Source organism: Halopseudomonas formosensis (assembly GCF_900115905.1).
Taxonomy (GTDB): domain Bacteria; phylum Pseudomonadota; class Gammaproteobacteria; order Pseudomonadales; family Pseudomonadaceae; genus Halopseudomonas; species Halopseudomonas formosensis.
The window spans coordinates 481211-492941 of record NZ_FOYD01000001.1; the positions used below are offsets into that span (position 1 = coordinate 481211).

Genomic DNA, 11731 nt, shown 5'->3' on the forward strand with positions numbered 1-11731 from the left:
CTCCGGGTCGGGCTCAGGCGATGCTGAACAGGGGTTGATCGAATTCGACCGGCTGGCCGTTGTCGACCAGGATAGCCTGGATGACACCGCTCTTGTCGGCTTCGATGTGGTTCATCATCTTCATGGCTTCAACGATGCACAGCACGTCGCCGGCCTTGACGGTCTGGCCGACTTCAACGAAGGCCGGGGACTCGGGGGACGGCGAACGGTAGAAGGTACCGACCATGGGCGAGCGCACCAGGTGACCGGAAGGCTCGGCCGGAGCGGCTTCGGCGACCGGGGCAGCAGCCGGAGCGGCAGCGGGAGCCGGTGCAGCGGCCATGGGAGCCTGGACGTACTGCTGAGGGGCGACCGCTTTCTGGCTGTGGCGGCTGATCCGTACGGACTCCTCGCCTTCGTGAATCTCCAGCTCGTCGATGCCGGACTCTTCAAGCAGTTCGATGAGTTTCTTTACTTTGCGGATATCCATTGATATTTGCGCTCCAGGGCAATGTAGTCGTTTTCAGTTTTCTTCAATTCGGTGTGCAGCTGCCTGCAGTGCCAGGGTATAACCCTCGGCTCCCAGCCCGCAGATCACGCCCTCGGCAACGTCCGAGAAATAGGAGTGATGGCGAAAAGGCTCACGTTTGTACACGTTGGAAAGATGCACTTCGATGAATGGGATGCTCACCGCCAGCAACGCGTCACGTATTGCGACACTGGTATGGGTAAATGCGGCGGGATTGATGATGATGAACCGGGTGCCGTCCTCCCGCGCAGCGTGAATGCGCGCGATCAGCTCATGCTCTGCGTTGCTCTGCAGTGCCTCCAGCTGATGCCCCAGTTCGCTGGCCTGCTGGACGAGGCGGGCATTGATCTGCGCCAGGGTGACCGCGCCATAGACACCCGGCTCGCGGGTGCCGAGCAGGTTGAGATTGGGGCCATGCAGAACCAGGATACGGGCCATTGAGGACTATTCCACGGCGGAAGTGAGTGATTGACTCTGTGGTCATGAATGAGGGCAGAGTTTGCCGGATAAAAAAACAGCTGTCCAGAAGCAGTTCGATGCCATCAGATGGCAGCATGATTGCCCTGTTTTTGTGGAACTTGGGCCTGCGCATGCCCCTTTCCCGCCGGGGCGGGACGGAGGCGAGGGAGGGGTTATCGCGCGCCGATCGCCCGCTGCAGGTGCCGCAGGAATACCTCCCGCGATACCTCGCCCTGAATGCGCAGATCCGTTATTTCCCGGCCCTGGCCATCAAAGAACAGGAACGCCGGTGGGCCGAACAATTGCTGCTCGGTCATCCAGGCCCGCTGGGCAGGGGTGTTGTCGGTCACATCCAGCTGGATGCGCATCAGGTCATCCAGCCCGGCGCTGCGCACAACGGGCTGATTGAGGATGTCGCGCTCCATCACCTTGCAGCTGATGCACCAGTCGGCGGACAGCTCGACGATGGCCGGCTGACCGCTGGTACGGGCTTGCTGCAGGCGTTGCTTGAGCTGATCAACCTCGGTAACGCGCTCGAAGTAGCCGGACGCTTCCACAGCCGTCGGGGTACCCGCTCCACGCAGGTTCTGCAGCGGACGCAGGGGATCGCTTGCCCCTGACAGGGCGCCGAACAGTGCGGCGGCGGCATAGATGGCCAGCAGCAGGGCGGCAGTCTGGGCCAGCCGACCCACACCGGAACGCGGCAGCCGGTCGAACAGGCCCAGCTGCACGGCGATGCCGGCGGCCAGCGCGGCCCACAGCGCCAGGCTGGCCGGCCCCGGAATGAACCGCTCCAGCAGCCAGATGGCGACCGCCAGCAGGCCGAAGCCGAAAGTCTGCTTGACGCTGTTCAGCCAGGGGCCCGAGCGCGGCAGCAGGGCACTGCCGAACATCGCCACCAGAATCAGCGGCACACCCATGCCCAGTGCCAGGGCAAACAGCTGCAGCGCGCCTCCGATGGCATCACCCGTGGCGCTGATATAGACCAGCGCACCGGCCAGGGGGGCGGATATGCAGGGCGAGACCACCAGCGAAGAGAGCACGCCCATGGCGGCGGCGCCGGGTACCGAGCCGCCCCGGGTGCGGCTGCCCAGGCGTTCGGCCGGCTCGCGGATGAAGGCCGGCAGGCGCATCTGGTACAGATCGAACATGGCCAGGGCAAAGAGCACGAAGAAGGCGGCGAAGGTGCCCAGCACCCAGGGTGACTGCAGGCGCGCCTGTATGTTCAGCGCCGCGCCGAACAGGCCGATCAGGGCGCCGACCAGGGCAAAGGTCAGGGCCATGCCCAGCACATAGCTGAGCGACAGGATGAAGGCCCGGGTGCGGTCGATGTCGGTTCGCCCCAGTACCATGCCGGTGAGTATCGGCACCATGGGCAGTACGCAGGGGGTGAAGGTCAGGGCCAGGCCAGCGGCAAACAGCAACAGCAGGGACCAGCCGAGGGATCCGTCGTCATCGGAGGACTCGGCAACGCCGGGCGCACCGCCTGCGCCGGGCAGATCCAGGGTGTGGATTTCCGGCGGGTAGCAGAGGCCGGCATCAGCGCAGCCCTGGTATTCGACCCGCAGCTGCCGCGCGGGGCTGTTCCCCGGGGTAATGTCCAGCACCACGTTGAGGCTGGTGTAGTAGACCTCGACGTCGCCGAAGAACTCGTCGTGAATGGCCTTGCCATCGGGCAGCCGGGTCTGGCGGATGCTGTCATCACCGCCGAGCAGCTCGAAGCTCAGGCGATGGCGATAGAGATAGTATTCCGGGGCGATATCGAACTGCAGTTCGATGCGCTCGCGGTCGGCCTGAACCAGGCCGGGGCGGAAGGCCTCATGCACCGGCAGGAAGCGGGCGGTACTGCCGACATTGTCCAGCAGCGAGATGCCATTGCCGGTGTTGCCGGTCAGGCTGGTCTGGGCCAGCACCGTATTGCACATTACCAGTAGCAGGAACAGCAGGATACGTGAAAGCGGCATGGGCATGTCCGAAATGGGCTTGGGGCTATGATACTGCCTGTCGCCGCGAATGCCATGCCCGCTTTGCCACCATATTTTTCGGTGCGGGGTGCGTTCGGGTTGCCAGGCACCATCTCCGGGGTGGCGCCGGTCAGGGTGCGCCGGAACCGTCTATGCTGAGCCAGAGGACAATGGCAGGCGGCTGTGCTGTCACGGTCCAGATGGTATGCTTGCCGCGGCGCATGAAGAGGGGGAGCCAGATGAAATTCAACAGACGTTTTAGCGGTGCGGACGGACTCGGCGATCGCCTCGGTGGTGGTCGCAGTCGCACCCTGGGCACAGTGATCGGTGCAGTACTCATTGTCTATCTGTTCATTTGCCTGCTGGTCGGCTGGTACTGGAGCCGTGAGCCGGGTCTGAACGAACTGAACGTACTCCCGGTCGGGGCCAGCAACTCCCTCACCACCGGATCCCATACCGCCCGCACGGTGCGTGCGCTTTCAATGACCCTGCTGGAGAAGCCCGGCGGCTTCATCAGCAATGACATCACCCCTCCCGGCATCTGGCTGGACAACATGCCCAGCTGGGAATTCGGTGTGCTGGTCCAGGTGCGTGACATGGCACGGGCCATGCGCCGGGACATGGCGCGTTCCCAGTCGCAGTCCACCGAGGATGCGGCGCTGGCCAAGGCCGAACCGCTGCTGCATTTCGATCACAACAGCTGGGCACTGCCCGCCAGTGAGAGCGAATACCGCAGTGCCGTGCGCCTGCTGGATGACTACATAGGTCGTCTGGAGAGCGGCAATGCCAGCTTCTACGCCCGTGCCGACAACCTCGCGGCCTGGATAGGCGATGCCAGCACGCGTCTGGGTTCGCTGTCCCAGCGGCTGTCCTCCAGCGTGGCACGGGCACCGCTGACCGATGGTGGACGTGAGCGCAAGAAGACCCCCTGGCTGCAGATCGACAACGTCTTCTACGAGGCGCGGGGCAGTGCCTGGGCGCTGGCGCACCTGCTGCGTGCGGTGGAAAAGGATTACGCCGAGGTGCTGGACAAGAAGAATGCCCTGGTCAGCCTGCGCCAGATCATCCGCGAGCTGGAGGCGACCCAGGAGACCGTATGGAGTCCGATGATCCTCAATGGTGGTGGCTTCGGTGTGCTGGCCAACCATTCGCTGGTCATGGCCAACTATCTGTCCCGGGCCAACGCCGGGCTGATCGACCTGCGTCGACTGCTGGAGCAGGGTTGAGTTCATGGCCAAGCGACAGACCGGTTTCGGAGCCCTGGGTGGACTGGTGTACTCCACTGACAGCGGACGCATGTGTCCCGATTGCCGACAACCGCAGGATGCCTGCATCTGCGGTCAGCCACAGCTTCCGGCTGGTGACGGGATCGCCCGGGTACGCCGGGAGACCAAGGGCCGCGGCGGCAAGACGGTGACCACCATCAGCGGGCTGGCGCTGCCCGCCGATGAGCTCAAGGCGCTGGCCAAACGGATCAAGGCCCGCTGCGGTTGCGGCGGTTCCGTGGTCGACGGGGTCATCGAGATCCAGGGTGATCGCGCCGACATGCTGTGTGACTGGCTGACGGCCGAAGGTTTCAAGACCAAAAGGGCAGGCGGTTGATGCGATGCTGCTGATCTCCGGTTGCCGGGCGCGTGCCCGGCAACGGCTGGCCGCCGCCGGCACGCCATGACGTTGTCTTCCCTGTTCTCCGCTGCGCGCCACCGCCCGACCCATCGTCAGGTCTGGGCGCTGGCGACGCCGATGATCCTGTCCAATATCAGCGTGCCCGTGGTCGGACTGGTGGACACCGCCGTGATCGGGCATCTGGATGGCGCCCACCATCTGGGTGGCGTGGCGGTCGGCGCCACCCTGATCACTTTCATCCTCTGGGCAGCGGGCTTCCTGCGCATGGGTACCACCGGCTTCGTGGCGCAGGCCTGTGGGGCGCGGGATGGTGACCGCCTGCGTCTGGTATTGCTGCAGGCGCTGTGGCTGGCGCTGCTGCTGGCCCTGCTGGTGTGGCTGGTTCACCGGCCCCTGCTGAATATCGCGCTGCATTTTATCGACAGCAGCGAGGCCCTGCTGGAACAGGCGCGGCTGTATTTCAACATTCGACTGATCAGCCTGCCGGCGGCGTTGGCCAACTTCGTGCTGGTCGGCTGGTTTATCGGCGCCCAGCGTGGCCGCGCGCCCCTGTACCTGTTGCTGACGGTGAACCTGACCAACATAGCGCTGGATGTGCTCTTTGTGCTGGTGCTGGGCTGGGGTGTCGCGGGAGCAGCCTGGGCGACCGTCGTCGGGGACTATGCCGGCCTGCTGCTGGGTCTGTGGCTGCTGAGACCGGTACTGGCGCGCTACCCCGGGGTGACAGACTGGTCGGCGGCGCTGCGCCTGCGCGGAGCCGCACCGCTGATCCGGGTCAACCGCGACATCCTGATCCGCACCCTGGCGCTGGAGCTGGTGTTCTATCTGCTGGTGCTGCAGGGCGCGCGTCTCGGCGATTCGGTGGTGGCGGCCAACGCGGTGCTGCTCAACTTCCTGCTGATCACCTCCCACGGACTGGATGGCCTGGCCCATGCAGTGGAGGCCCTGGGTGGCCATGCCCTGGGGCAGCGCAATCGTCAGGCGCTCAAGCGGGTGCTGGTGGTCAGTACCTTCTGGTCCCTGGTGGTCGGCAGCGGTTTTGTGCTGGCCTTCAATCTGCTGGGCGGCTGGATCATCAGTCTGCTGACCTCGGTGGAGTCCATCCGCTCGGTGGCGACCCTCTACCTGCCGTGGATGGCCTGGATGCCGCTGGTGGCGGTGTGGAGCTATCTGCTGGATGGGCTGTTCATCGGCGCCACCCGGGCCCGGGACATGCGCAATGCCATGCTGGCGGCGGTGCTGCTGATCTATGTGCCGGCGGCCTGGCTGCTGCGCGACAGCGGCAACCACGGCCTGTGGCTGGGCTTTTACCTGTTCATGCTGGCGCGGGGCGCCTTGCTTGGCGGTTGGTTCTTCTGGCTGTGGCGCCGTGATCGCTGGATGCAGCCGCTGGGGCTCAATCCTTCGGCCTGAGCCAGCAATGCAGATAACGGCCCAGATGCAGGTAGGCCGGATGGGTGCTGTACAGCAGCTCCTGTTCGATCACCTGTTGTTCGTCCGCCTCGGACTTGAAGGGCTCGGGCATGTAATCGTGGAATACCCGTACCCCGGTCATGTAGCGGCAATCGAACCCCGCCTCAGCTATCCATTGCTGTACCTGCCGCGGATCCAGCGGTTGCTGCGGCGTCAGGCCGCGCCGGCCCATGCCGGCCAGCTGATTTCGCTGCAGCTTGCGGAACTGGCCCTTGATCAGATTCTTGTAGATCAGCGCGTCGCGGTTGTAGAAGGCCAGGGACAGGGCGCCGCCCGGGCGCACCAGTGCGCGCAGGTCGGCCAGGGCAGCAGCCGGGTCGGCCAGCCACTCCAGTACCGCATGGCAGATAACCAGATCATGACGCTGCCCCCGTTCGGGCAACCGTTGCAGTGGCAGGTCAAGGGCCTGCCATGGCGGTGCTGATATCTCCACTGCCTGCAGCCGGGCCCGGGCGGCCTCGAGCATTTCGGCGGAGGGTTCGCTGATGGTCAGCTGATGTCCCTGGCGCAGCAGCCACTCGCTCATATGACCGAGTCCTGCACCTACGTCGAGGATATCCAGCGGGCCGTCGCCGGCCAGCTCGGGCAGCCACTGGCGAAGATCGCGTTGCAGCACGGCCAGGCGGATGGCGCCCTTGGTGCTGGAGTAGATCTTGCGCGCGAAGTGCGTGCCCAGTTGATCAAAGTAGCGATCAGTCATGTGAAGGTCCGGAGAAACAACAGCTGAAGCGCGGCGGTGGGAGGCGATTATATCAGAGCGCTCGGGCTGAACCTGCAGTTAAGCGAAACATCAAAATTATCGAACTTAATAAAACGTGTTCTGTCGGTAGTTACTCAGGCAAATACAAAGAGGAAATACCTATGCGCCTTCGTACTACTTTGATCCACGCTTCCGCTGCCGGTCTGATCATGAGCCCGATGCTTGCACTGGCTGCCGAGCAACCCATTTCCAACCTGGGGCTTATTGGCGCCTATAACGAGTACGAGTTCAACTCCGACAACGACAGAATCGACGGTCGCGATGATGATGTGGGTAAGGTAGGTATCTTCTACAACTACGGCAACAAGATGACCGGCGGCCCCGGGGTCATCTTCCAGATCGGCGCCAACGGCCGTTACGGTGAGCGTGGTGACGACGAGATCAAGGACGCCCGTGCCGATCTCGACCTGGGTATGCGGATGCCGCTGAACAACAACAGCAACTTCGATGTGCTGGTCGGTGTCGGTTATGACTGGACCCGTTTTGAAATGGATGACCGCTCGGTAGGCGATGTCGAGTTGAGTAACAAGAGCCCCTTCGCCAAGGCTGCAGTGGGCTGGCATCACCGGGGTAACAATGTAATTACCCGCCTGGAAGTGGGTACCCGTTATTCCATCGAAGGGGAAGCCAAGATCAAGCTCGACGGCGTCGGTAGTGAAACCGTGGATCTGGACGAGAAGTTCAACCCCTATGCAGAATTGAACTTCCTGTGGGACAGCGGGTTTACCGCTGGTCTGTATTACACCCAGACCAACTATGAGCTGAAGAACCGTCAGGATCTGGCTCAGAATACCGAGCTGGAAAGCAACGAGTTCGGCATCACCCTGGGTATGGCGTTCTAAGCCAGCCCTGCCTGCAGGGAGTCAGCCGATCTGGCTCTCTGTGTATTTCCCTCCCTCAGTTCAGGTGCCGACAGTCGTCGTCATCCCAGCGTTCCATGATCACGTGCACCGCTCTGTCCAGCTCTGCCTGATCCACCGCCTCGAAGGACGGGTTGTCCAGCCAGTGCTGCACGGCATCGGCGATATCCTCCAGTTCCGCTGCTGTCAGATCCTCCGAATGGGAGGGAAAGAAGGCATAGGTGAATTCCGTATGAGCCAGATCCTGTGCCAGCGCCGAGACCAGCGGCTCCTCGGCAGTGAACAGTGGTGACGCCCAGCACACGTGGTCAGCCATGATGGCGACCACGCCCGGTCCGTTGGCGCGCAAGCGGCGGGCAACCTCCTTGCACAGGCGAACCAGGCGCTCGAAGGCAGCCTGCTCCTCGCGGTCTCCACTGTAATTGTGGCGTTCGAAATGGCTCAGGTCGGTGGCTTCGGCATGACCGGCGAAGCGGTTCCGACCAGAGGCGGCATTGTTGGTCATGGGGCCTCCTGTGAGGTGTCTGGCCAGTCCCGTGGTGATCGCCGGGCACAGATTTGCCCGACAACGCCCATGTAAGTCGGGGACTGGACTAACCTAGAAGTATTGTCCTCAACCACAGGGGTGTCGAATCATGTCCAGACTGACCGAGCAGCACTGCGAGGCCTGCCGCGCCGATGCACCAAGGGTCACCGAGGCGGAGCGGGAGCAGCTGCTGCCGCAGATTCCCGAGTGGACCCTCACACGGATAGAGGGTGTCGAACAGTTGCTGCGCTGCTTTCACTTTCCCGATTTCGCCCGCGCAATGGACTTTGCCAACCGGGTCGGCGAGCTGGCCGAGGCGCAGGGCCATCATCCGGCGATTCTGGTGGAATGGGGCAGGGTGACGGTGCGCTGGTGGACGCACAAGATCCATGGCCTGCACCGCAACGATTTCGTCATGGCAGCGCGAACTGATCAGCTTGTCACCAGTAGTTGATGGTGAGTTGGTCTGGTTTTTGCCTGCAAGACGACCGACCTGTTTCCACTAGGAACTCACATGGAGTCAGATATGAAGATTCAAGCTGCAGTAACCCATGCCCAGGGCAAGGAATTCAGTATCGAGGAAGTCACCCTCTCTGCACCCAAGGCGGGAGAAGTGCGCATCAAGGTGGTGGCGACCGGCGTCTGCCACACCGACGCGGTAGCCCGGGACCTGGGCATTTCCCCCTATCCCATCGTGCTGGGACACGAGGGAGCGGGTATCGTCGAGGAAGTCGGCGAGAACGTCAGCAGCGTGGCGGTGGGTGATCATGTGGTCATGTCCTTTGCCCACTGTGGCCAGTGCGAGAACTGCCTGACCGGCCACCCCACCGTGTGCTCGCGCTTCAACGAGCTCAATTTCGGTGGCTGCATGGAGGACCACAGCTGCCGCATCCATCAGGGCGACACCGATGTGCATACCTTCTTCGGTCAGTCCTCCTTCGGCGCCCAGGTGATTGCCCACGAGCGCAACGTGGTGAAGGTCGACAAGGATGTGGATCTGGCCCTGCTCGGGCCGCTGGGTTGTGGCATCCAGACCGGCGCCGGTACTGTGCTCAACCGCCTGCGCCCCGAGTTCGGCACCAGCATTGCCGTGTATGGCTGCGGTGCCGTCGGCCTGAGCGCTATCATGGCGGCGAAGATCGCCGGCTGCCAGCAGATCTACGCCATCGACGTGCATGACAGCCGCCTTGAGCTGGCCAGGGAGCTGGGGGCGACCCATGCCCTGAACGGCAGGCAGGTGGATGTGGTCAAGGAAATCCGCGAAGCCAGCGGCGGCGGGGTGCACTACGCGGTGGAAACCACCGGGGTGCCGCCGGTGGTGCGCCAGAGCATGCATGCCCTGCGGCCGCTGGGTGTGGTGGCCATTGTCGGGGTGACCCCGGAGATGAGCATCGACGTGCACAATGACCTGATGGCCGAGGGCAAGAGCATGATCGGCGTGATCGAGGGTGACTCGGTACCCCGGGTGTTCATTCCCAAGCTGGTGGAATACTACAAGGCCGGGCAGTTCCCCTTCGACAAACTGGTCAGGTTCTACGACTTCGATCAGATCAACCAGGCCTTCGAGGATTCGGCCAACGGCACGGCGGTCAAGCCGATTCTGCGCCTGTCCTGACCCACGCTCGCCGTCACCGCGCCCTGTGGTGACGGCTGCCGGCGGCGCCCGCCGCCGGTTTGCTATCTGCCTTTCAAACGGTAATTGATCTGTGCCCGGCTCAGGCCGATCAGGTGCGCGGCCGCGGTCACGTTGCCATCGGTGCGGTTCAGGGCGTGGTCGATCAGCAGGTCCTCGATCTCGCTGATCGCGGTCTGCAGGCGGGCGTCCTTGCCGTTGAGGAAGGCCATCAGGCGCGCGACAGGGGGCGGCAGCGGCCCCAGTCCCTCGTCGGACACGTGCAGTGGTGCCGGGGTGGGGCTGATATCCAGCTTGCCCTCGGCGTTCAGGCCCAGGGCGGGGTCGCCTTCCAGCAGCTCACCGTTGAGGGTGATGTGCGGCAGGTCCATGGGCTCGCCTTCATCACAACTGATCACGCCGCGCTCGATCAGGTTCTGCAGCTCGCGGATGTTGCCGGGAAACGGGTGGGTCAGCAGGCTGTTCATCAGCCGGCTGGTAAAGCCACGTACATCGCGCTGATGCAGCTGGCAGTAACGCTGCAGGAAATGGTTCATCAGCAGGGGTATGTCCTCGCGTCGCTCGCGCAGACTGGGGATCTGGATCGGATAGACATTCAGACGATAGAACAGATCCTCGCGGAAACGTCCGGCGCGCACCTCATCGCGCAGCTGCACATTGGCGGCGGCCACCAGTCGCACATCCACCCGGATCGGCTTGTCGCCACCGACCCGCTCGATCTCGCCCTCCTGCAGGGCGCGCAGTATCTTGCCCTGGGCATCCAGGCTCAGGGAGGCGATCTCGTCAAGGAACAGGGTGCCGCCATGGGCCCGCTCGAAGCGCCCCGGTCGGCTCCGATCGGCGCCGGTATAGGCGCCGCGCTCGACGCCGAACAGCTCGGCCTCGACCAGATTTTCCGGCAGCGACGCGCAGTTGAGGCTGACCAGCGGCTTGTCCGCCCGAGGGCTGTGGCGGTGCAGGTACTGGGCAAACATTTCCTTGCCCGCCCCCGATTCCCCGGCCAGCAGCACCGTGGCCTGAGTAGGCGCCACCCGCTGCAGCATGCGCTGGGCCCGCAGGAAGGCGGGAGCGGCCCCTAGCATGATCTGATCGCCGCCGTCATCGGGCAGCACGCTGTGGTGTGGCTCGGCCATGCCGTGGAACAGATGGCTGAAGAAGCCGTCGGTCTCCGGGTCCCGGGTGTCGTTCTCCAGATCCGCCCACTGCTCGGCGGGCTTGCCGATGATGCGGCAGGCGCCATGCCCGGTGGCGCGGCATTCGATCTCGCGGAATACCACCATGCGTCCGAGCAGGGCGGAGGCGTAGCCGCTGGCAAAACCGGTCTGCATCCAGCACACGCACTCACCCCCCGGCGGGTGATGGGCCAGATGCTCCTGGGCCTCCAGCGAGTTGTGCCAGTACATGTCGCTGTAGAAGCTGCCGGCTTCGCTGTCCATCTCGAAGTGGATGGGCTCGACGTTGACCATGCCCTCGAGCATGTGCAGGCGCGGGCCGGCGCTGAACAGGCTGCCGTGATCCCCGGTTGGCCACTGCTGTGCCACCTGCCGCGCAAGCCGTGCCCCGGCATGCCAGCCGGTGGCGGTATAGATGCCCCGGGCCTTTTCCAATCCCGCCTCGCGGATCAGTTCGCGCCGGATTTCACCGAAGGCGCCACTCTGCATCAGCAGGTAGCGCCGACCGAACAGCCAGATGTTGCCCTGGGCAGGGGCAAAGGCAATCGCCTCGGCCAACTGGTCGGGAGAGGGGTAGCCATTGCTGAGCTGATCGGAGGAGCGAACGAAGAGATTGCGGCGGTCCGCCATCAGTCTCTCGAGGAGCTTCTCCGCATAGGCGGGAATATCTGCCATGGTCTGCCTGCCGTGCGTTGAAATTTGTGCGTTCAATTATACGCAGTGTTGAAAATTCTACGATTCTTTTCTTCG

Annotated in this window: 12 protein-coding genes; 6 read left to right on the top strand and 6 right to left on the bottom strand. The window is 63.7% G+C overall.

All coding sequences use genetic code 11. The features are described from left to right. Positions 1-13: 13 nt before the first annotated feature. The 3 genes from accB to dsbD form a co-directional block, all read right to left on the bottom strand. The gene (gene accB, locus BM046_RS02280; protein WP_090536548.1) at positions 14-469 is read right to left on the bottom strand and encodes an acetyl-CoA carboxylase biotin carboxyl carrier protein; all 456 of its coding nucleotides are present in this window, start codon (positions 467-469) and stop codon (positions 14-16) included. 33 nt (positions 470-502) lie between these two features. Continuing rightward, complete coding sequence (gene aroQ, locus BM046_RS02285) at positions 503-946, bottom strand: type II 3-dehydroquinate dehydratase (protein ID WP_090536550.1); 444 nt, start codon at positions 944-946, stop codon at positions 503-505. 194 nt (positions 947-1140) lie between these two features. Continuing rightward, a complete protein-coding gene (gene dsbD, locus BM046_RS02290) occupies positions 1141-2931 on the bottom strand; it encodes a protein-disulfide reductase DsbD (RefSeq protein ID WP_090536883.1) in 1791 nt (596 codons plus the stop codon). Positions 2932-3170: 239 nt separating this feature from the next. On the opposite strand from dsbD, the gene BM046_RS02295 reads away from it, so the two are divergent. The 3 genes from BM046_RS02295 (at position 3171) to BM046_RS02305 (ending at position 5970) form a co-directional block, all read left to right on the top strand. Further along, positions 3171-4157 carry a DUF2333 family protein gene (locus tag BM046_RS02295; RefSeq protein ID WP_090536552.1) on the top strand — a complete coding sequence of 329 codons (987 nt, stop codon included), beginning with the start codon at positions 3171-3173 and terminating at the stop codon, positions 4155-4157. A 4-nt stretch (positions 4158-4161) separates the two neighbouring features. Next, positions 4162-4533 (top strand): translation initiation factor Sui1, encoded by a 372-nt coding sequence (locus BM046_RS02300; RefSeq protein ID WP_090536554.1) that lies wholly within the window; start codon positions 4162-4164, stop codon positions 4531-4533. A 72-nt stretch (positions 4534-4605) separates the two neighbouring features. Beyond that, the gene (locus BM046_RS02305) at positions 4606-5970 is read left to right on the top strand and encodes an MATE family efflux transporter (RefSeq protein WP_090536555.1); all 1365 of its coding nucleotides are present in this window, start codon (positions 4606-4608) and stop codon (positions 5968-5970) included. Here the strand turns inward: BM046_RS02305 and BM046_RS02310 are convergent. Next, positions 5954-6730 (bottom strand): methyltransferase domain-containing protein, encoded by a 777-nt coding sequence (locus BM046_RS02310; protein WP_090536556.1) that lies wholly within the window; start codon positions 6728-6730, stop codon positions 5954-5956. The genes BM046_RS02305 and BM046_RS02310 overlap by 17 nt on opposite strands. Positions 6731-6891: 161 nt before the next feature. Here BM046_RS02310 and BM046_RS02315 point away from each other — a divergent pair, with 161 nt between their 5' ends. Further along, on the top strand, positions 6892-7632 hold the full coding sequence (locus BM046_RS02315) for an outer membrane beta-barrel protein (protein ID WP_143084135.1): 741 nt from the start codon (positions 6892-6894) through the stop codon (positions 7630-7632). Between the two features lie 55 nt (positions 7633-7687). Here the strand turns inward: BM046_RS02315 and BM046_RS02320 are convergent, their stop codons facing one another. Next, complete coding sequence (locus tag BM046_RS02320) at positions 7688-8155, bottom strand: hypothetical protein (protein ID WP_090536560.1); 468 nt, start codon at positions 8153-8155, stop codon at positions 7688-7690. 130 nt (positions 8156-8285) lie between these two features. Here BM046_RS02320 and BM046_RS02325 point away from each other — a divergent pair, with 130 nt between their 5' ends. Together BM046_RS02325 and BM046_RS02330 are read left to right on the top strand one after the other, a co-directional pair. Beyond that, the gene (locus BM046_RS02325; RefSeq protein WP_090536562.1) at positions 8286-8630 is read left to right on the top strand and encodes a 4a-hydroxytetrahydrobiopterin dehydratase; all 345 of its coding nucleotides are present in this window, start codon (positions 8286-8288) and stop codon (positions 8628-8630) included. Positions 8631-8702: 72 nt separating this feature from the next. Then, positions 8703-9791, top strand: a complete 1089-nt coding sequence (locus BM046_RS02330) for an NAD(P)-dependent alcohol dehydrogenase (RefSeq protein WP_090536564.1) — start codon at positions 8703-8705, stop codon at positions 9789-9791. Between the two features lie 62 nt (positions 9792-9853). Here the strand turns inward: BM046_RS02330 and BM046_RS02335 are convergent, their stop codons facing one another. Then, positions 9854-11656, bottom strand: a complete 1803-nt coding sequence (locus BM046_RS02335; RefSeq protein ID WP_090536566.1) for a sigma-54-dependent Fis family transcriptional regulator — start codon at positions 11654-11656, stop codon at positions 9854-9856. Between the last annotated feature and the right edge of the window lie 75 nt (positions 11657-11731).

Coding starts and splice junctions, on each gene's coding strand:
- BM046_RS02325 (WP_090536562.1), top strand. CDS start 8,286: ATGTCCAGACTGACCGAGCAGCACTGCGAGGCCTGCCGCGCCGATGCA.
- BM046_RS02300 (WP_090536554.1), top strand. CDS start 4,162: ATGGCCAAGCGACAGACCGGTTTCGGAGCCCTGGGTGGACTGGTGTAC.
- aroQ (WP_090536550.1), bottom strand. CDS start 946: ATGGCCCGTATCCTGGTTCTGCATGGCCCCAATCTCAACCTGCTCGGC.
- BM046_RS02330 (WP_090536564.1), top strand. CDS start 8,703: ATGAAGATTCAAGCTGCAGTAACCCATGCCCAGGGCAAGGAATTCAGT.
- dsbD (WP_090536883.1), bottom strand. CDS start 2,931: ATGCCGCTTTCACGTATCCTGCTGTTCCTGCTACTGGTAATGTGCAAT.
- BM046_RS02295 (WP_090536552.1), top strand. CDS start 3,171: ATGAAATTCAACAGACGTTTTAGCGGTGCGGACGGACTCGGCGATCGC.
- accB (WP_090536548.1), bottom strand. CDS start 469: ATGGATATCCGCAAAGTAAAGAAACTCATCGAACTGCTTGAAGAGTCC.
- BM046_RS02315 (WP_143084135.1), top strand. CDS start 6,892: ATGCGCCTTCGTACTACTTTGATCCACGCTTCCGCTGCCGGTCTGATC.
- BM046_RS02335 (WP_090536566.1), bottom strand. CDS start 11,656: ATGGCAGATATTCCCGCCTATGCGGAGAAGCTCCTCGAGAGACTGATG.
- BM046_RS02310 (WP_090536556.1), bottom strand. CDS start 6,730: ATGACTGATCGCTACTTTGATCAACTGGGCACGCACTTCGCGCGCAAG.
- BM046_RS02320 (WP_090536560.1), bottom strand. CDS start 8,155: ATGACCAACAATGCCGCCTCTGGTCGGAACCGCTTCGCCGGTCATGCC.